Here is a 22,571-nt window from a genome sequence, read left to right on the forward strand (position 1 = left end):
CCCTTCGAACGGTGGAGGAATCCTCGATGAACCGCGGCTTTCCCCTGACCCCGGCACAGCAGGGGATCTGGCTCGCGCAGCAGCTCGACCCGGCCGATCCGGTCTACACGATCGGCTGGGTCGCGGAGCTGCGCGGCGACATCGATGTCACCCGGCTGGGTGACGCCGTTCGGAGGGCGGTCGCGGAGGCCGAATGCCTGCACGTCACGGTCGGGCTGGACGGTGACAGCCCGGTCCAGCACCCGGTCACTCCCGGGGACGTCGCCGTGCTCGACTTCACCGGCGAGCCGGATCCGGAGCGCGCGGCCGACGAATGGGCGCGGGCCGAACTGGCCGTGGTGGCCGACCTCGCCCGGGGCCCGCTCACCGGGCACGCCCTGCTGATCCTCGCCGAGGACCGGGTCCGCTGGTTCCAGCGTTACCACCACCTGGTGATGGACGCGCACGGGCAGGCCGTCCTGACCCGTCGCGCGGCGGCGCTGTATTCGGGCATCGCCGAGGAGGTCGCCTGGCCGCTTTCCGGGCTGGTCGAAGCCGTCGAGGACGACGAGCCCGGCCGCGAGTACTGGCTCGGCGAACTCGCGGGCAGGCCGAATCCGGTGCGGCTGCTCGGGCGTGCGTCGTCCGGTCCGATCCGGTTGCGGCGGCATTCGTGGGAGCTGCCCGCGGCGAAGGCCGGCCGTCTGCGGAAGTTCGCGTTCGACGCGGGAACGAGGCTATCCCGCGTGGCGATCGCCGCCGTGGCGGCGTACGCCCACCGCGTGACCGGTGCGGAAGACATCGTCCTCGGCCTGCCGGTCACCGCGCGCACCACCCGCGCGCTGCGCGAACAGCCGGGCATGGTCTCGAACGTCCTGCCACTGAGGCTGACCGTGCGACCCGAGACGACGCCGGCGCGGCTCGTCGCCCAGGTCGCGGAGAAGGTCTCCGCACTGCTGGAACACAGCCGGTACCGCGGCGAGGACCTCGCGCGCGAACTCGGCGCGAGCGGCGGGGTGCACGAACTCGTCGGGCTGAGCGTCAACTTCATGGCCGTGGACGGCGAACTCGCGTTCGGGGACGCGAGCGCCACGGTGCGCAACCTCGAACTCGGGCCGATCAGCGACGTCGCGATCGCCGTGTACGACGCCGGTGAGGGCCGGGGCCTCCGCCTCGACTTCGACGCGGACGCGGCCGTTTCCACCGACGAGGAGCTCGCCGACCATCGCCGCCGGTTCGCCGCCGTGCTGGACGCGCTGGTGGAGGGACCCGAGCTGCCACTGGCCGCGATCGACCTGCTCTCGGTCGACGAACGGGCCCGGATGCTGGAGTTCGGGACCGCGGTGGCGGATTCGCCCGAGGTGTCCTGGCCCGGGGCGTTCGACCGGATCGTGGCGCGGAAGCCGGACGCCGAGGCCGTCGTCTGCGAGGACGTCCGGCTCACCTACGCCGAACTCGACGCCGCCGCGAACCGACTCGCTCGCCTGCTGCGAGGTCGCGGCGTCCGCGACGAGGACGTCGTCGCCGTGGCGATGCCGCGCTCGGCGGATCTCGTGGTCGCGCTCCTCGCCGTCATGAAGGCCGGGGCCGCGTACCTTCCGCTCGACCTCGACCACCCCGAGGATCGCCTCGCGTACATGCTTTCCCACGCGGGCGCGGGAATCGTGGTGTCCACAAAGGAGGAGTCCGCGCAGCTGCCGGCCGGCGTGGACGTCGAACAGGTCCTTCTCGACGATCCGGCGATCATCGCCGAACTCGCGGAGCTCGACGCGTCCACTGTGGACGTCAGCGGGATCGCGCTGAACCAGGCCGCGTACGTCATCTACACGTCGGGTTCGACGGGGAAGCCGAAGGGTGTGGTCCTGTCCCATGACGGGATCGGCAGCCTGATCAGCACGGCGACCGAGCGGATCGGCATCGGCGAGGACAGCCGGGTGGTGCAGTTCGCCTCGACCGGGTTCGACGTGACGGTCTGGGATCTGGTCATGTCCCTGTGCGTCGGCGGGACGCTGATCGTCGTGCCGTCGCATCGGCGCGTCGCGGGCGTCGAACTGACCGGCTACATCGCCGGCAACGCGGCGACACACATGATCCTGCCGCCCTCGCTGGTCGCGGCGCTGCCACCGGACTGCGAACTGCCGAAGGGCGCGGTGCTGATCGTCGGCACCGAGACCGTCCCGCCGGAACTGATCGCGCGCTGGGCCGAAGACCTGAAGGTCGTCGCCGCGTACGGGCTCACCGAGGCCACGGTGAACTCGACGCTCTGGGCGGCCGAGCCCGGCTGGTCCGGGCCCATCCCGATCGGCGTTCCGGATCCGAACACCCGGTGCTACGTCCTCGACACCGCACTGCGGCCGGTCCCGGTCGGCGTCGAAGGGGAGCTGTACGTCGGCGGACGCGGTCTCGCGCGGGGGTACGCCGGACGTCCGGGGCTGACGGCCGAACGGTTCGTCGCCGATCCCTTCACCGGCGGCGGCGCGCTGATGTACCGCACCGGCGACCGGGTCCGCTGGCGCGCGGACGGGAACCTCGACTTCCTCGGCCGCACCGATCACCAGGTCAAGATCCGCGGGTTCCGGATCGAACCGGGGGAGATCGAATCCGCGCTCGCCGCGTATCCCGGGGTCGAGCGGATCGCCGTCGTGCCGCGCGAGGTCAAGCCAGGGGATCGGCGCCTGGTGGCGTACGTCGTCCCGGCGGCGGGCGAGTCGCCGTCGCTGCTGAAGGATCTGCGCGCCCACGCGGAATCGGCGCTGCCGCACTACATGGTGCCGTCGACGTTCCTCGCGCTCGACCGGCTGCCGATCATGCCGAACGGCAAACTGGACCGTACTTCGCTGCCGCTGCCTGATTTCGGTGCCGCCGCCACCGGCCGCGCGCCGCGCACCGAGCGGGAACGGATCCTGTGCGACGTCGTCGCGGCCGTCCTCGGGCTGGCGGCGGCAGGTGCCGACGACGACTTCTTCACCCTCGGCGGTGACAGCATCCTGTCCATCCGGCTGGTGCTGGGCGCGGCGGAGCGCGGCCTGGCCATCACGCCACGGCAGGTGTTCCAGCACCGGACTCCCGAGGCTCTCGCCGCCTGCGCGGAGGCCGTTCTCGTCGAGTCCACTGTGGACGAGCAGCCGCTGCTGGAACTGACCGACGCCGAACGCGCGTCGCTCGCCGAGTACGCCGACGTCCTGCCCGTGACGCCGTTGCAGGAAGGCTTCTTCTTCCACGCGGAGTTCGAAGGCGGCTCGGACGCCGACATCTACACGGTCCAGGAGGTGCTGGACCTCGAAGGCGCGGTCGACGTCGAGGCGCTGCGCCGTTCGGTGCAGGGGCTGCTGGACCGCTACTCCTCGCTGCGGTCCGGGTTCCGCCAGCTCGACGGCGGCCGGGTCGTGCAGACGGTGACCCGCCGCGCCGAACTGCCCTGGCGCGAGGTGCCCGCCGAAGACGCCGAGGAAGCCTTCGAGGCCGATCGTGTGCGCCGGTTCGACTTCGCCCGGCCGCCCTTGCTGCGGGCGACCTTCGCCCGGTTCGGCGACGACCGCGCCAAGCTGGCGCTCACGTTCCACCACATCATCGCCGACGGCTGGTCGGTCGTGGTGTTGCTGCGTGAGCTGCTGGCCGGGTATGCGGGAGTGGACGCACAGATCCCGGAAGCGGGCACCCGAGGGGACCACCTGCGGCGGCTAGCGTCGCGCGATCACGGGATCTCACGGGAAGCCTGGCGGGCGGCACTGTCCGGAGTGGAGGAACCCACCCGGCTGATCGAGGTTCCGCTCGCGGCCCGGAGGCGGCCGTCGCGTGTTCACCTGAACCTCGGTACGCGCGCCACGGCGGAGCTGTCCGCCATGGCCCGCGCGCACGGCCTCACCCTCGGCACCGTCCTGCACGGCGCCTGGGGACTCCTCCTCGGCGGGCTCACCGGCCGGGACGACGTGCTGTTCGGCAGCACGGTCTCCGGCCGCGACACCGGCGCCGACGGCCTCGAAGCGGCGGTCGGCCTGTACATCAACACCGTGCCGGTGCGGTTGCGCTGGTCCCCGTCCGAAACCGTCGCCGCCGTGCTGCGGCGGCTGCAGGACGAGCAGGCGGCCCTGCTGGACCATCAGCATCTCGGCCTCGGCGAACTGCAGCGCGTCGCCGGCTTCGGGCAGGAAGACCTGTTCGACACCCTCGTGGTCGTCGAGAACTTCCCGCGTGACGACGACCGCGTGGATCCGTCCGGAGCCGTGCGGCTCACCGGCGTCGAGGTCACCGACGCGGTGCATTTCCCGGTCGCGGTGATCGCGACCCCGGGTGAGGACCTGGCGTTCAGCCTCAAATTCGACGCCGCCCGGATCGACGCGGTCGCGGCCGGGCAGCTCGCGGAACGGTACGCGCGGCTGCTGGAAACGCTGACCGCGAACCCCGGCCTGCCGGTCGCCGCCGTCGACCTGCTCTCGCCCGCCGAACGCGGCCGCCTCGCCGAGCTCAACGCGACCTCGCATCCGGTGCGCGGGCGGACGCTGGCCGAGGCCTTCGCGGAGCAGGTCGCCAAAACACCGTCCGCGACCGCGGTGGTGTTCAAGGACATTGAACTGTCCTATGCGGACCTCGACGCCCGAGCGGAGCGGCTGGCCCGCGAGCTGCGTTCCCTGGGGGCCGGTCCCGACGAGATCGTGGCCGTCGCCGTGCCGAGGTCGGCCGAGCTGATGATCGCGCTCCTGGCCGTCCTCAAGGCCGGGGCCGCCTACCTGCCGGTCGACCTCGACTATCCGGCCGACCGGCTCGAATTCATGCTCGCCGACTCCGGCGCCCGGCTCGTGGTCTGCGAACCCGGGACGGCGTCGCGGATCCCCTCCGTCGCCGGGCTGACGCAGGTCTCCGTGACCGGCGAGTACGCCGCCGAGGACGTCACGGACGTTGCCGCCGGACCGGACGACGCGGCCTACCTGATCTACACCTCGGGATCGACCGGACGGCCGAAGGGCGTGGCCGTCACGCATCGTGCGATCGTCAACCGGCTCGCGTGGATGCAGCACGAGTACCGGCTGACGGCGTCGGACCGGGTGCTGCAGAAGACGCCGTCGAGCTTCGACGTCTCGGTGTGGGAGTTCTTCTGGGCGCTGTGCGAAGGCGCCACGGTGGTGCTGGCCGAACCGGACGGCCACCATGATCCCGCCTATCTCGCGCGGCTGATCCGGGAGCGGGAGATCACCACTCTGCACTTCGTCCCGTCCATGCTCGCCGCGTTCCTCGGCAGCGACGACGTCACCGAAGACCTCGGCTGGGCCCGATCCCTGCGCCGGGTCTTCTCCAGCGGTGAGGCGTTGACCGGCGAGACCGTCGCCCGCTGGCGTTCGCTCACCGGCGTCCCGCTGCACAACCTCTACGGCCCCACCGAGGCCGCCGTGGACGTGACCTACTTCGACACCGACGGCGTCGAGGGCGCGGGAATCCCCATCGGACGCCCGGTGTGGAACACGCGGACGCACGTCCTCGACGGCTGCCTCCGCCCGGTGCCCGACGGTGTGGCGGGCGAGCTGTACCTCGCCGGTGTCCAGCTGGCCCGCGGCTACCACGGACGGCCCGGCCTGACCGCCGTACGCTTCGTCGCCGACCCGTTCGGCGAACCCGGGCAGCGGTTGTACCGCACCGGCGACCTCGTCCGGCGCCGCGCCGACGGCGAGCTCGAGTACCTCGGCCGCACCGACCGCCAGGTGAAGATCCGCGGCAACCGGATCGAACTCGGCGAGATCGAAGCGGTCCTCGCCGCTCAGCCGCGGGTCACGGCCGCCGCGGTCGTGGCGAAGGACGGCGCGCTGGTCGGCTATGTGGCCGGTGACGCGGATCCGGAGCGGCTGCGGGCCGCGGTGAGCGAGGCGCTGCCTGCGCCGATGGTCCCGTCCTCGTTCGTGCTGCTCGACGAGTTCCCGTTGACCCCCAGCGGAAAGCTCGACGTCCGGGCGTTGCCCGCGCCCGCGATCGACCGGTCCGGGACCACACCGGAGAACGAGCGGGAACGCGCCCTCGCGCGGATCTTCGCCGACGTCCTCGGCCTGGACGCCGTCGGTGCCCGCGGCGACTTCTTCCTGCTGGGCGGCGACAGCATCTCGTCGATCGCCGTGTCGAGCCGTGCCCGGCGGGCCGGATTCGACCTGAGCCCCAAGGACGTCTTCGAACTCCGCACCCCGGCGGCGCTCGCCGCTTCCACGACGCCTGCCGAGCCGGTGGCCGAGGCCGACGGCATCGGCGCCCTGCCGCTCCTGCCCGAAGCGCTCCGCCTGCGGGAGCTGGGTGACGCGGTACAGCCGGAGTCCGTGCTCCTGACCGTGCCGTCCGGCGCCGATGTCGAGACACTCGCCGCCGCCCTGCAGCTCGTGGTCGACCACCGCGACGGCCTGCGGCTCGAACTCTCGCGGGTCGCGTCGGTGCTGTGGTCGCTCGAAATCCGTCCACAAGGGACAGTCCGGGCCGCAGACCTGCTCCGTCACGCGACCGGGTCCGTCGAGGCCGAGTACCGGTCCGCTGTGGAGCGGCTGCCGGACACCCTGCTGCAGGCCGTCTGGTTCGACGAACCGGGCAGGCTGCTCCTGGTCGCGCATCCGGTCCTGCTGGACGCGCGGAGCCTGACGCTCCTCTCCGCAGACCTCGAGACAGCCTGGGACGCGGTGACCGGCGGTCACCCGCCGGTGTTCACGCCGGTCCGGACTTCGCTGCGGGCCATCGCGCGCCGGATCACGGAAGCGGCGCAGGATCCCGCGCTGCTCGGCGAAATCGAGCACTGGGCAGGCACCTTGGCGCCCGGTGCCGCTGGGATCCCCGCGGACGGCGAAGTCGCCGAACGCCGGATCACCCTGTCCGTCGAGGACACCCGGACGCTCGTCGGCCCGCTCCCGGCCGCCGTGAACGGCGACGTGACCGACGTCCTCCTGACCGCGCTGAAGGCCGCCGTCGAGGGCGACCTCCTCGTCGATCTCCACGGCCGGGTGGACGCCGCGGACACCGTCGGCGCGCTGACGTCGGTCCGCCCGGTGCGGATCACCGCGACCGGTGAACCACTCGCGATGCTCAAGGCCGTCAAGGAGACCGTCCGGAGGACGCCCCAGGGCTACGGCCCGCTGCGCTACCTCGACGTCCAGGCCGGTCCGCTGCTCGCCGGGCTCGCGAAGCCGCGGATCGCGCTGCGCTACGACGGCCGGATCCCGGCAGGGACAGGGGAGTGGCAGGTCGCCGGGCACGCGGCGATGCCCCCGGCGGGCGACCACGTCCTGCGGATCGGGGTCGCCTGCGAGGACACCGAGGACGGACCGAGGCTGACGGCGACGTTCGCGGGCCCGGCAGGGGACCTCGCCGACCGCTGGGCCGACGCCTTGAGCGAGCTCGCGGCGGCGGACACGAACGCGCCGGTGGGGCTCACGCCGTCCGATCTCGAACTGGTGTCGCTGACGCAGGAGGAGATCGCCCGCGTCGAGCGGTTCAGCCCGGCGCCGGTCGCCGACGTCTGGCCGCTGTCGCCGCTGCAGGAAGGCCTGTTCTTCCACTCCAGCTACAACTCCGACCGGGTGGACATCTACACCATCCAGGAGGCGATCGACTTCGACCACCGCCTGGACCTCGACCGGCTGCGGTCGGCGGTGGCCGCGCTGCTCCACCGGATCCCCAGCCTCGGGGCCGGGTTCACCAGCGAGGGGCTGCGAGGACCGGTCCAGTTCGTGGCGGCCGGGGTCGACCCCCCACTGTCCGAAGTGGATCTTTCGGCGCTGCCCGAAGACGAACGGCGGGCCAGGCTCGACGAGCTGATGGCCGAGGACCGCGCGACGAGGTTCGACCTCGGCACCCCGCCGCTGTTCCGGCTGAAACTGGTGCGCCTCGGGGACGGGCGCGACCGCGTGGTGCTGAACCGGCATCTGCTGCTCTGGGACGGCTGGTCGGCCTGGCTGTTCATCGAGCAGCTGTTCGCGCTGTACGACCTCGGTGGGGACGACCGGACGCTGCCCGCCGCCGGGTCCTATGCGGACTTCCTGCGCTGGCTGGACCGGCAGGACATCGAGGCGGCCACGGAAGCGTGGCGCGAGGCGCTCTCCGGTCTCGCGGAACCGACCGTCGTCGGGCCGGAGGGCCGGGACCTGGTCCCCGCCACCCCGGTCAACCTGGACACCGTGCTGCCCGGCGACCTCGGCCGCGGGCTGCGTGAGCAGGCCCGGCGCCACGGCCTGACCGTCAACTCCGTGCTCAACGCGGCCTGGGGCCTGGTCCTGTCGACCATGACCGGACGGCACGACGTCGTGTTCGGCGCCGCGGTCGCGGGCAGGCCCGCCGCCGTGCCCGAGATCGAGAACACCATCGGCCTGTTCCTCAACACCGTGCCCACCCGGGTGAAACTCGGCGCCGGCGAATCGGTCCTGGACCTGGTGCGGCGGCTGCAGTCCGAGCGGATGGACCTGACCCCGTACGAGTTCATGAGCCTTGGTGTCCTGCAGCGGGAGGCGGGGCATCGCGTCCTGTTCGACACGCTCTTCGTGCTGCGCAACGCGGACGGCGACGAGCGGCGCGACGGCCTCCGCCACCGGCACGGCATCACCGGCCTGCTCAACATCGACGCGACGCACTACCCGCTGACGCTCGTGGTGACCCCCGGCGAGGAAATCCGGATCACGCTGTCCTACCGGGACGACGTGATCGACGCGGACGAGGCCGCGTCGGTGCTGGGCCGGTTCACGTCCCTGGTCACGCAGATCGTCGGCGATCCGGCGAAACCGGTCGCCGCGCTCGCGACGGTGTCCGCCGAGGACCGCGCGGCGCTGGAGGCGGGCTGGGCCGAGGCCGAGCATCCGGTCATCGAGGACACGATCGCGGACCTGCTCGCGGCCCAGGCCGAACGGACTCCCGACGCGACGGCCGTGGTGTTCGGCGACGAGCAGCTGACCTACGCCGGACTCGACGCGCGGATCAACCGGATGGCCAGGCTGCTGCTGGCGAAGGGCGCCGCGCCGGAGCAGGTGATCGCGCTCGGGCTGCCGCGGTCGATCGACATGGTCGTCGCGCTGTTCGCCGTGCTGCGGACCGGCGCCGCGTACCTGCCACTGGAACTCGACTATCCGGCCGACCGGCTCGCGGTGATGCTTGAGGACGCCAGGCCGTTGTGCCTCGTGTCCACAAAGGACGTGTCCGCGACGCTGCCCGACGCCACGCCGCGGGTCCTCGTCGACGACCACGAAGACAGGGCGTTCGGCGGCGGCCCGATCTCCGACGCCGAACGCCCGCTGTTCGCGCGAGGCCGCGCGGACCGCCTGGAACACCCGGCCTACGTCATCTACACGTCGGGCTCGACGGGCAAACCCAAGGGCGTCGTCACGCCGTATCGCGGCCTGACGAACATGCAGCTCAACCACCAGGGCGCGATCTTCGCCCCGGCCATCGCGGCCGCGGGCGGGCGGCGGCTGCGGATCGCGCACACCGTGTCGTTCGCCTTCGACATGTCCTGGGAAGAGCTGCTGTGGCTCGTCGAGGGGCACGAGGTCCACGTCTGCGACGAAGAACTGCGGCGCGACGCGCGGGCGCTCGTGGCGTACTGCGACGAGCACGAGGTCGACGTCGTCAACGTGACGCCGACGTACGCGCACCTGCTGATCGAGGAAGGGCTGCTGGAGGGGCACCGGCCCGCGCTCGTCCTGCTCGGCGGCGAGGCGGTGTCGGAGTCGGTGTGGAACCGGTTGCGGGACACCGAGGGCACCTACGGCTACAACCTGTACGGCCCCACCGAGTACACGATCAACACCCTCGGCGGCGGCACCACCGACAGCGACACCCCGACCGTCGGCAAACCGATCTGGAACACCCGCGCCTACATCGTGGACGCCTGGCTCCGGCCGGTCCGCGACGGCGTCGCCGGAGAGCTCTACATCGCCGGTGAGGGGCTGGCCCGCGGTTACCTCGGCCGTCCCGGCCTGACCGCGGAACGGTTCGTCGCCGACCCGTTCGTCCCCGGGGGCGGGCGGATGTACCGCACCGGTGACCTCGTGCGCCGCCGCGCGGACGGGAATCTCGACTTCCTCGGCCGCACCGACGACCAGGTCAAGATCCGCGGCTACCGCGTCGAACTTGGCGAGATCGAGACCGCGCTCAGCCGGTACCCGGAGGTCGCGCAGGCGGCCGTCATCGCGCGGCCCGACCCGTCGGCACCCGGGCTGCAGCGCCTGATCGGCTACGTCGTCCCGGCCGAACTGAGCGGGGACGCGCGGGCCGAGGCGGAGGCCGACCAGGTCGGCGAGTGGCAGCAGATCTACTCCGACGAGTACACCGAAATCCCGACGGCGTTGTTCACCGAGGACTTCGCCGGCTGGGACTCCAGCTACGACGGCGACCCGATCCCGCTGGAGCACATGCGGGAATGGCGGCGGGCGACCGTCGACCGGATCGCCGAGCTGAAACCGGAACGAGTGCTGGAGATCGGCGTCGGCACCGGTCTGCTGATGGGGCAGATCGCGCCACTGGCCCGGGAGTACTGGGGCACCGACCTCGCCGCGCCGGTGATCGCCAAGCTGAACCGCGAGCTGGAACAGGATCCGGAGCTGGCGGCCAAGGTGAACCTGCGCGCCCAGCCGGCGCACGTGTTCGACGGCCTGCCCGCCGGGCGGTTCGACACGATCGTGATCAACTCCGTCATCCAGTACTTCCCGAGCGTCGATTACCTGACCGACGTCCTCACGAAGGCGATCGGCCTGCTCGCACCGGGGGGCGCGCTGTTCGTCGGCGACGTCCGGAACCTGCGGCTCGCCCGCGCCTTCCACACCGCGATCCAGCTGACCCGCGCCGACGCGACCTCCGACGTCGCCCAGGTGCGGCGGGCGATCGAACGCGGAGCCGCGCTGGAGAAGGAACTCCTGATCGACCCGGACTACTTCACCGCGCTCGCGGGACGCCTGCCGTCGGTCGCCGCGCAGGTCCGGATCAAACGCGCCCGGCTGCACAACGAGCTGAGCCGCTACCGGTACGACGCGATCCTCATCAAGGAGCCGGCCGGGACCCTGTCGGTCGCGCAGGCGCCACGCTTGCTCTGGGACGAGGTCGGCTCCCTCGCCGCGTTGGAGGAGCGGCTCATCGGCACGGAAACGCTGCGTGTGAGCCGGATCCCGGACGCCCGGCAGACCTCCGAGGTCGAGGCGACCCGGGCGCTGGACGCCGGCGCGCCGCTCATCGACGTCCTGGACCTGTTCCGCGCCCCCGCCGGGATCGAGCCCGAGGACGTGCACGAACTCGGGGACAGGCAAGGCTTCCGGGTGTACTGCACCTGGTCGGCCGACGGCGCGTTCGAAGCGGTGTTCGTCCACAAGGGACAGCCGGACGCGCTGGTCGCCGGGGTGCATCAGCCGGTCTCGGCCGGCACGAACCTGGCCAAGTACGCCACGAGCCCGACCGCCGCCCGCGGTGGCGGTGAACTGGTGCAACGCCTGCGCGACAGGCTCAAGACGGAACTGCCGGACTACATGGTCCCGGCCGCGTTCGTCACACTGGGCGCCCTGCCGCTGACCGACAACGGCAAGCTCAACACGCGGGCGCTCCCGGAGGCCGACCAAGCGGTGCGGCTCGCCGAAAGCCGTCCGGCCGAGACCGCCGGGGAGGAGACGTTGTGCGCGCTCTTCGCCGAGGTCCTCGGGCTGGACGGCGTCGGCGTCGAGGACAACTTCTTCGACCTCGGCGGTCATTCGCTGCTCGCCACCCGGCTCATCAGCCGGGCCCGGACCGAACTCGGCGCGGAACTGGCGATCCGTGACCTGTTCGAGGCGCCCACGGTCGCCGAACTCGCCGCCCGTGCGGGCGGCGGCGAACCGGCACGGCCGCCGGTGGTCCGCGCCGAACGTTCCGGACGGATCCCGCTTTCGGCCGCCCAGCGCAGCCTCTGGCTCGTCGACCGGATGGAAACGAACGCGGTCGCGTACAACTTCCCGTTGACCTTCCGGCTGCGAGGAACCCTGGATCTCGAAGCCCTGCGTGCCGCGCTGGGCGACGTCCTCGACAGGCACGAGGTCCTGCGGACCGTCTTCGAGGAGCACGACGGCGAGCCGTACCAGCGTGTTCTCGACGCGCCCGAGATCCCTTTCGCCGTCGAAGAGTGCGACGAGGCCGGGCTGGACAACCGGATCGCTTCGCTGTCCAGGACGCCGTTCGACCTGGCACGCGAGATCCCGGTCCGGTTGCGGGTCCTGCGGCTCGGCGGCGGCGACCACGTGATCTCGCTCGTCCTGCACCACAGCGCGACCGACGAATGGTCCGATCGCCCGTTCCTGGACGACCTGACCTCGGCCTATCAGGCCCGGCTCGGCGGTGAGAGTCCTGTGTGGACGGAACTTCCGGTGCAGTACGCCGACTTCGCCCTGTGGCAGAAGGACTTCCTCGACCAGCGCGGCGCCGATCAAGTCGCGTTCTGGACCGACGCCTTGCGCGGAGCGCCCGACGAGCTGGCGTTGCCGCTGGACCGACCGCGTCCGCTCCAGCCGACCGGCAACGGCGGAAAGGTCAAGTCTCCGCTGTCCGCGGAGCTGTCGGCCGCCGTGCGCGACCTGGCGGCGAAGGCGGGAGCGAGCCCGTTCATGGTGCTCCAGGCGGCGGTGGCCGCGCTGCTGCACCGGACCGGCGCCGGGGACGACATCCCGCTGGGTGCCCCGATCGCGGGACGCACCGACGCTGCGCTCGACGATCTCGTCGGGTTCTTCGTGAACACGCTGGTCCTGCGGACCGATCTCTCCGGCGAGCCGACGTTCGCGACGCTGCTGGACAGGGTGCGTGAGGCCGATCTGGCCGCGTTCTCCCACGGCGACCTGCCGTTCGAGCGCGTCGTCGAGGAGCTGAACCCGCCTCGCGTGCCGGGCCGCAATCCGCTGTTCCAGGTGATGGTGGGCTACCACCGGCAGAGCGGTGCCCACGACGTGCTCGGGCTGCCCGCCGAGTGGTTCGAGATGGACACCGGCATGGCGAAGTTCGACCTGCACTTCACGATGGTCGACGACGGGGACACCGCCACCCTGATGCTGGAGTACGCCGAAGATCTCGCGGGCGAGGCGACGGCCGCGAGCTTGCTGGCCCGGCTCAGGTCCCTGCTGGAGCAGGTCACCGCCGAACCGGACCGGCCGGTCGCCCTACTCGACGTTCTCGTCGAGGACGAGCGCGCGCGACTCGCGCTCTGGAACGAGACGGCGCACGACGTTCCGGTGGTGACGTTGCCGGAGTTGTTCGAGGCGCAGGTGGCGCGGACCCCGGATGCTGTCGCTGTGGTGTTCGAGGACGCTGAGCTGTCGTATGCCGAGTTCGACACGCGGGCGAACCGGCTGGCGCGGTGGCTGGTCGAGCAGGGTGTGGGTGCGGAGTCGGTGGTCGCGGTGTCGCTGCCCCGGTCACTTGACCTGGTCGTCGCGCTGCACGCGGTGCACAAGGCCGGCGGGGCTTACCTGCCGATCGACCGCGACTACCCGGCCGATCGCATCGCCTTCATGCTGGAAGACGCCGCTCCTGCGGTCGTCCTGGATGAAATGCCGGTTCTGGACGGCTACTCGGGCGAGAGCCTGGGCCGGGTGGTGGATCCTTCGTCGCCTGCGTACGTGATCTACACGTCGGGTTCGACCGGCCGCCCTAAGGGTGTTGTCGTGCCTCACGCGGGCATCGTCAACCGGCTGTTGTGGATGCAGGACGAGTATGGGCTCACGGCTGATGATCGGGTGTTGCAGAAGACGCCGTCGAGTTTCGATGTGTCGGTGTGGGAGTTCTTCTGGCCGCTGATCACCGGCGCGACGCTGGTGGTCGCCAGGCCCGAGGGCCACAAGGACCCGGCGTACCTCGCGGACCTGATCCGCACCGCCGGGATCACCACCGTCCACTTCGTCCCGTCGATGCTCGCCCTGTTCCTGGAGACCGCGGACTGCACGGGGCTGCGCCGGGTGATCTGCAGCGGTGAGGCGCTGCCGTCCGAACTGGCCGCCCGCGTCGATGTCCCGCTGTACAACCTCTATGGCCCGACCGAAGCGTCCGTCGACGTGACGGCATGGCGGGCCGGTGCGGAAACCACGCCGTCCGTGCCGATCGGACGTCCGGTGTGGAACACGCGGACGTACGTGCTCGACGCTCGGCTCAACCCGGTCCCACCGGGTGTCCCCGGTGAGCTCTACCTCGCGGGCGCGCAGCTGGCACGCGGGTACCTGGCCCGGCCGGGGCTGACCGCCGAGCGGTTCGTCGCGGATCCCTTCGGCGGCCCGGGGGAGCGGATGTACCGCACCGGGGACCTCGCGCGGTGGTCGGACGACGGCGTGCTGGAATTCCTGGGCCGGGTCGACGACCAGGTCAAGATCCGCGGCTTCCGGGTCGAACTCGGCGAGGTCGAGGCTGCCCTGACCGCGTCGGCGTCCGTCACACGTGCCGTGGTCGTCGCTCGCGAAGACCGGCTGGTCGCCTACGTCGTGGGTTCTGACGACGGGCTGCGGGACGAGGTCGCCGCGAAGCTGCCCGAGCACATGGTGCCTTCGGCGTTCGTGACGCTCGACGAGATCCCGCTGACCCCGAACGGCAAACTCGACCGCAAGGCCTTGCCCGCTCCCGAGTTCGCGAGCACCGAAGGCCGCGAACCCCGGAATTCGCGGGAAGAAGCTCTGTGCGCCTTGTTCGCCGACGTGCTCGGCGTCGAACGGGTCGGGATCGACGACGGGTTCTTCACCCTCGGCGGGCATTCGCTGCTGGTGATGCGCCTGGTCAGCCGGATCTCGGCGACCCTGGACGCCACGGTTTCGGTCCGTGACGTCTTCGACGCCCCCACGGTCGCGGCGCTCGCCGAACGGCTCGCGGAACCGTCGGCCCACCCGGTCCTCAGCGCCGGGAACCGGCCGGACGTGCTGCCGCTTTCGCCCGCGCAGCAACGTCTGTGGTTCCTGTACCGGCTCGAAGGCGCCACGCCGACCTACAACATCCCGCTCGCCTGGCGCCTGTACGGCGAACTGGACGCGGACGCGCTGCGCGCGGCGATCGGCGACATCGTCGAGCGGCACGAAACGCTCCGGACCGTGTTCGTCGAGGAAGGCGACGTCGTCACGCAGCGGATCCTCACCGACGCGCGCCCGGAGGTCGTGTTCACCGAGGCCGCGGATCTGCCGTCGCGGCTGTCCGCCGAAGCCGGGCGCGGATTCGCCCTCGACGAGGAACTCCCGATCCGGGCCACGATCTTCGCCGTGTCGCCGCGGGAGCACGTCCTCCTGCTGGTGCTGCACCACGTGGCCACGGACGAGGGCTCACAGGTACCGCTGATGGCCGACCTCGCCACGGCATACGGGGCACGGCTCGCCGGTCACGGTCCACAGTGGACCGAGCTTCCGGTCCAGTACGCGGACTACGCCTTGTGGCAACGGGAACTGCTCGGCTCGACGGCCTCCGGGCATCTCGAGTTCTGGCAGGAAGCCCTGGCGGGCCTGCCGGACGAGCTGGCACTGCCGTCGGACCGGCCCCGTCCGGCCGAGTCGAGCCACCGCGGCGGTCTGGTCACCTTCCCGATCGGGGCCGCGCTCACCGAACGGCTGCGCGAGGTGGCCCGGCGGCACGACGTCAGCATGTTCATGCTGGCGCAGGCCGCGGTCGCGGTACTGCTGCACCGGCTCGGGGCCGGGGACGACATCCCGCTCGGCGCGCCGAGTTCCGGCCGCACCGACGAACGGCTGGAGCCGCTGGTCGGCTTCTTCGTGAACTCGCTCGTGCTGCGCACCGATCTGTCCGGCGACCCGGCGTTCGCCGAACTGCTCTCGCGGGTGCGGGCGACGGACCTCGCCGCCTTCGAGCACCAGGACCTGCCGTTCGAGCGGCTGGTCGACGCGGTCAACCCGGAACGCTCGCTGGCCAGGCATCCGTTGTTCCAGACGATGGTGGTCTACCTGCCCGGATCCGGCGACGGGCTGACGCTGCCCGGCCTGCGTGCGGAGCAGGAGGACTTCGCACAGGGTGTCGCCAAGTTCGACCTCGAATTCGGATTCCTGGAGAACACCGGCGGGATCTCGGGCGCGATCGAGTACAGCGCCGACCTGTTCGACCACGCCACGGCCGAAGGCTTCGCGCGGCGTCTGGTCTCCGTGCTGGAGCAGGTGGCCGCCGAGCCCGCGCTCCCGGTCGGCGCGGTCGACGTCCTCGACGAGGACGAGCGCGCGCTGCTCGACCGATGGAACGACACGGCGCACGAGGTCCCGGTGGTGACGTTGCCGGAGTTGTTCGAGGCGCAGGTGGCGCGGACTCCGGATGCTTCGGCGGTGGTGTTCGAGGACGCTGAGCTGTCGTATGCCGAGTTCAACGCGCGAGCGAATCGCTTGGCGCGGTGGCTGGTCGAGCAGGGTGTGGGTGCGGAGTCGGTGGTCGCGGTGTCACTGCCCCGCTCGCTTGACCTGGTCGTCGCGCTGCACGCGGTGCACAAGGCGGGCGCGGCCTATCTGCCGCTCGACACGGACTATCCGGCCGACCGCCTGGCCTTCATGCTGGAAGACGCCGCTCCCGCGGTCGTTCTCGACGAACTGCCCGCACTGGACGGCTACTCCGGTGAGAACCTGGGCCGGGTGGTGGATCCGGCTTCGCCCGCGTACGTGATCTACACGTCCGGTTCGACCGGCCGCCCCAAGGGTGTCGTGGTCCCACATGAGGGCATCGTCAACCGGTTGCTGTGGATGCAGGCCGAGTACGGGCTCACGGCCGAGGATCGTGTTCTGCAGAAGACGCCGTCGAGTTTCGATGTGTCGGTATGGGAGTTCTTCTGGCCGCTGATCACCGGCGCGACCCTGGTGGTCGCCAAACCGGACGGTCATCGCGATCCGCGGTACCTGCAGGAGCTGATCCGCGACCAGCGGATCACGACCCTGCACTTCGTCCCGTCGATGCTGGAAGCGTTCCTCGCCGAAGCGCCGCGGTGGCACGGCGTCCGCCGGGTCCTCTGCAGCGGTGAGGCGCTGCCGCCGGAACTGGCCGCCCGCGTGGACGTCCCGCTGCACAACCTGTACGGGCCGACCGAGGCCTCGGTGGACGTGACCTCCTGGGCGGTCGTCGACGACACCGCCCCCATCGGATGTCCGGTGTGGAACACCCGGGTGCACGTACTGGACGCCCGGCTCCGGCCGGTCTCGCCGGGCGTGGCGGGCGAGCTGTACCTGGCGGGCGCGCAACTCGCGCGCGGTTACCTCGGCCGGCCCGGGCTGACCGCCGAGCGGTTCGTCGCGAACCCGTTCGCGCCTGGGGAGCGGATGTACCGCACGGGCGACCTCGCCCGGTGGCGTGCCGACGGCGCGCTCGACTACCTCGGCCGCGCCGATGACCAGGTCAAGCTGCGTGGGTTCCGGATCGAACTCGGCGAGATCGAAGCCGTGCTCTCCGCGCGGGTGGTGCTGCGGGAAGGCAGGCTCGTCGCGTACCTGACCGGCGAGGCCGACATCGAGGAAACCCGGCGGCTCGCGGAGGCGACGCTGCCCGAGTACATGGTGCCGTCGGCGTTTGTGACGCTGGACGCGTTCCCGCTGACCCCCAACGGGAAACTCGACCGCAAGGCGCTGCCCGCCCCCGATTTCGCCGTCGCGGTCTCCGGCGACGCGCCGCGGACACCGCGGGAAGAACTGCTCGCGTCGCTCGTCGCCGGCGTCCTCGGACTGGGGAAAGTCGGTATCCACGACGACTTCTTCCGCCTCGGCGGGGACAGCATCGTCGCGATGCAGCTGGTCGGGCGCGTGCGGAGCGCCGGGCTGCAGCTCAGCCCGCGCGACGTCTTCCGGCACCGGACCGTCGCGGCCCTGGCCGAGGTCAGCACGGTGCGGCTCGACGCGCCCGCGTCGGACAGCGGGAAGCCGCTGGTGGAGCTCGACGCGGGCGAACGCGCCGAGATCCTCGACGTCGCACCGGACACCGCCGAGGTGTGGCCGCTGACGCCGTTGCAGGCCGGGTTGCTGTTCCACGCGACGATGGACGGCGGCGGTCCCGACGTCTACACCGTCCAGGTGTCGTTCGATCTCCACGGACCGCTCGATCCCGGTCGCTTGCGCGACGCCGCTCAGGCGCTCGTCGATCGGCACGCCGTCCTGCGCACGGGCTACCGCTACCTCGCGTCCGGCCGTCCGGTCGCGCTGGTGGCGCGTTCGGTCACCGTGCCCTGGCGTTTCCTGGACTCGGCGGACGCCGTCGAGACGGAGATGGCTCACGATCGGCGCCGGTTCGATCCGGCGTCCGCGCCGCTGCTGCGGTTCCTGCTGCTGGCCCTGCCCGACGGGCGGCACCGGCTGGTGTTCACCCACCAGCACGTCCTGCTCGACGGCTGGTCGGTTCCGCAGCTGTTCGCAGAGCTGTCCCAGCTGTACGCCGGCGCCGAGCCGGAACCGGCCCGCCAGTACCGCGACCATCTCGGTTGGGTCGAGGAGCAGGATCGCGAGGCGGCGGAAACCGCTTGGCGACAGGCGCTCGACGGGCTCACCGAGCCGACGCATCTCGTCCCGCACGACCCCCAGCGGGTCCCGGCCCTTCCGGAACGGCTGGCCCTGGAGCTGTCCGAGGAGGCGACCGGTGCGCTGTCCGAGCTCGCGCGCTCACGCGGGCTGACGCTGAACACCCTCGTCCAGACGGCGTGGGGCATCGTGCTCGGCAGGCTGACCGGCCGATCGGACGTCGTGTTCGGCGCGACGGTCGCCGGGCGCCCGCCGGAACTGGCCGGGGTCGAGCGGATGATCGGCCTGTTCATCAACACGATCCCGGTGCGGATCGAGGTCGACCCCGCCGAGAAGCTGGGCGCGCTCCTCGACCGGGTCCAGGACGAGCAGTCCGGTTTGCTCGCGCACCAGCACTTCGGGCTCGCCGACATCCAGCGCGGCGCCGGGCTGGGGGAGCTGTTCGACACGCTGGTGGTGTTCGAGAGCTACCCGGGCGCGGAGGAGGACGAGACCGGAGCCGGGCTGCGCGGGGAGATCGTGCGCCACGAGGACTCCACGCACTACCCGCTCACGTGGGCGGTGGAACCCGGCTCACGCCTGAAACTCACCGCCGAGTACCGCTCCGATCTGTTCGACGCCGGCCTGCCGGAACGGCTCCCGGCCGCCATGGAACGGGTCCTCGCCGCGATGGTGTCCGATGTGGACGCCCCGGTCGGCAGGGCCGACATCCTGGCCGAGGCCGATCTTGGCCTGATCGTGCGCGAGTGGAACGACACGACGCTCGCCGTCGCACCGTCCACTGTGGCCAGTCTGTTCGAGGACCAGGTCCGGCGTTCGCCGGACGCGACCGCGGTGGTGTCCGGCGAGATCACCTGGTCGTTCACCGAGCTGAACGAACGCGCCAACCGGCTCGCCCGGGCCTTGGTCGCCCACGGGCTCGGCGCCGAGGACTTCGTCGCACTGGCGCTGCCGCGTTCGGCGGACGTCCTGCTGGCGATCCTCGCGGTCCACAAGGCGGGGGCGGCGTACCTGCCGCTCGACCCGGACCACCCGGCGGACCGGCTGGCCGCGATGCTGTCCGACGCGCGGCCCAAGGCGATCCTGACCGAGCCCGAGCTGCTGGAGTCGCTGCCCCGGACCGAGATCGAGACGCTGGCGTTGTGCGCGCTCGTCACCGAGGACCGGCAGGCGCACGACCTCACCGATCGAGACCGCGTCCGCCCGCTCGGCCCGGAGCACCCGGCGTACGTGATCTACACGTCGGGTTCGACGGGGACGCCCAAGGGAGTCGTCGTCCCTCATCGCGGTGTGGTGAACCTGTTCCACAGCCACCGCGCCACGTTGCACCGGCCCGCGGTCGAGGCCACCGGCAAACCGCATCTGCGGGTGGGACACGCGTGGTCGTTCTCCTTCGACGCCTCCTGGCAGCCGCAGCTGTGGCTGCTCGACGGGCACGCCGTGCACGTCGTGGACGAGGAGACCCGGCGTGACCCCGAACGCCTCGCCGCGATGATCGAACGGGACGGGTTCGACTTCATCGAGGTCACGCCGTCGTTCTTCGCGCAGATGGCGGAGGCCGGCCTGCTCGACGGCGACCGCTGCCCGCTGGCCGTGATCGGCGTCGGCGGCGAAGCGGTGCCCGAGAGTCTCTGGCGTCGTCTGGCCACTTTGGATGGAACCGAGGCTTTCAACCTGTACGGGCCGACTGAGTCCACAGTGGACGCCTTGGTCGCGCGGATCGGTGACAGCGAGAAGCCGCTGGTCGGACGCCCGGTCGCGAACACCCGAGCCTACGTGCTCGACGCGGCGCTGCGGCCGGTGCCGCCCGGGGTCACCGGTGAGCTGTACCTGGCCGGTTCCGGTCTCGCCCGGGGCTATCTCGGGCGGGCGGCGCTGACGTCGGAGCGGTTCGTGGCGGATCCGTTCGGCCCGGCGGGCGCCCGGATGTACCGCACCGGCGACCTCGCCCGGTGGACCGCGGACGGGCGGCTCGACTTCGGTGGGCGCGCCGACGACCAGGCGAAGATCCGCGGCTTCCGGGTCGAACCGGGCGAGGTCGAAGCCGTGCTCGAACGGCACGGCGACGTCACGCAGGCCGTCGTCCTGGTGCGCGAAGACCGCCCACGGGTGAAACAGCTGGTGGCCTACGTGGTGTCCACTGTGGATCGTGAGGAGCTGCGGCGGTTCGCGGCCGAGACGTTGCCGGAGTACATGGTCCCGGCGGCGTTCGTCACGCTCGACGTGCTTCCCGTGCTGTCCAACGGGAAGCTGGACCGCAAGGCGCTGCCCGCCCCGGATTACGCCGAGCTGGCCGGTGGCCGGGCACCCGAGACCGCGAACGAGAAGACGTTGTGCGCGCTCTTCGCGGAAGTGCTCGACATCCCGGAACTCGGCGCCGACGACGACTTCTTCGCCCTCGGCGGGGACAGCATCGTCGCGATGCGGCTGGTCGGCCGGGCCCGCGCGGCCGGGCTGAAGATCACGCCGCACGAGGTGTTCGCGCACCGGACGGTCGCCGCGCTGGCCGAGGTCGCCGAGAGCCTGGCGGACGACGGCGCCATCGGGCTCACGCCGATCATGCACGCGCTCCGCGAACTCGGCGGGCCGATCGCGGGCTACCACCAGGCGGCGTTGCTGCGGACTCCGTCCGGGATGAGCGGCGAGCAGCTCAAGACCGTGCTCGGCGCCATCATGGAACGGCACGACATGCTGCGCGCGCGGCTCGACCGGTCGGTGGACGGCTGGGCGCTCCGGGTCGCCGAGTCCGACGGCGTCGTCATCGAACGCGTCGATGCTGCGGACGGTGATCTGTTCGCGCTGATCGAGCGGCACGCGGAGCCGACGCGGTCCCGTCTGGACCCGGACGCCGGCGTGATGCTGAGCGCGACGTGGTTCGACGCGGGAACGGCAGGGCCAGGACGGTTGCTGCTGATGATCCACCACCTGGCCGTCGACGGCGTCTCGTGGCGGATCCTGCTGCCGGACCTCGCTTCCGCGTGGGAGTCGGTCGCCCTCGGCGCGGTGCCGGAGCTGCCCTCGGTGGTCACGTCGTTCCGGCGGTGGTCGCGAGATCTGTCCACACAGGACCGTGGTGGCGAGCTGGATCGGTGGAAGTCGGTGCTGGGCGGTGCGGATCCGCTCGTGCTGGACCGGCCGCTCGACCCCGCTCGGGACGTGGTGGGGACGGTGAAGAAGCTGTCGCTGACACTGCCCGCCTCGCGGACTGCGCCGCTGCTGTCCCGCGTCCCCTCGGCGTTCGGGGCGACGATCAACGACGTCCTGCTCACCGGGCTCGCGCTCGCCGTCACCCGGTGGCGCAGGGACGGGGGACAGGCGGTGCTGGTCGACGTCGAGGGGCATGGCCGCGAAGAGGAACTGGCCGGTGGTGCCGATCTTTCACGGACGGTCGGCTGGTTCACCAGCGTCGTCCCGGTGTGCCTGGACCTGGGCGACCTCGATCTGGACGACGCGTTCGACGGCGGGGCGGCCGCCGATGTCGCGCTCGGACGGGTCAAGGCGCACCTGGACGGGCTGCCGGACGGCGGGATCGGGCACGGTCTGCTCCGGTACCTCGATCCGCGGACCGGCCCTGAGCTCGCGAAGTTCGCCAAGCCGCAGATCGAGTTCAACTACCTCGGCCGGATCGGCGTCCCCGAAGCGACCGACTGGTCGTACGCGGCGGAAGCCGAGGCGGCCGAAATCGGGGCGGACGACGGAATGCCGGTCTCGCACGCCCTCACGATCAACGCCCTGACCGAGGATCGCCCCGGCGGTCCCGAATTGGGCGCACACTGGTCCTGGCCGGAGGCGGTGCTGACCGAAGAGTCGGTACGGGACCTGGCCGAGGACTGGTTCGCCGCGCTGGACGCGCTCACACGCCGGGCTGATTCATCGGATACACCAAAGGAGAACAAGCCATGACGAACCCGTTCGAGAACCCCGACGGCACGTACCTGGTGCTGGTCAACGACGAGGGACAGCACAGCCTGTGGCCCGAGTTCGTCGAGGTCCCGGCGGGCTGGACCACGAAGTTCGGACCGGCCTCGCGTCCGGAGTGCCTCGAATACGTCGAGACCAACTGGACGGACCTGCGGCCGGCCTCGCTCGTCAAGGCCATGGAGTCCTGACCCGCTTCGGCGTCAAGTCCGTGAAGGCCTCCTTGGGAGACTCTGGGTCTCTCAAGGAGGCCTTCACGGACTT

2 protein-coding genes are annotated in these 22,571 nt (G+C 71.4%); both read left to right on the top strand.

What is annotated here, in order from left to right:
* Nucleotides 1-11: 11 nt before the first annotated feature.
* The gene (locus IE302_RS02560) at nt 12-22,292 is read left to right on the top strand and encodes a non-ribosomal peptide synthase/polyketide synthase (RefSeq protein ID WP_268246722.1); all 22,281 of its coding nucleotides are present in this window, start codon (nt 12-14) and stop codon (nt 22,290-22,292) included.
* A complete protein-coding gene (locus tag IE302_RS02565) occupies nt 22,289-22,498 on the top strand; it encodes an MbtH family protein (RefSeq protein ID WP_007029404.1) in 210 nt (69 codons plus the stop codon). The genes IE302_RS02560 and IE302_RS02565 overlap by 4 nt, the downstream gene beginning before the upstream one ends.
* Nucleotides 22,499-22,571: the final 73 nt, after the last annotated feature.

The sequence above is a fragment of the Amycolatopsis oliviviridis genome (assembly GCF_014654365.1).
Lineage (GTDB): Bacteria > Actinomycetota > Actinomycetes > Mycobacteriales > Pseudonocardiaceae > Amycolatopsis > Amycolatopsis oliviviridis.

Coding starts and splice junctions, on each gene's coding strand:
- IE302_RS02565 (WP_007029404.1), top strand. CDS start 22,289: ATGACGAACCCGTTCGAGAACCCCGACGGCACGTACCTGGTGCTGGTC.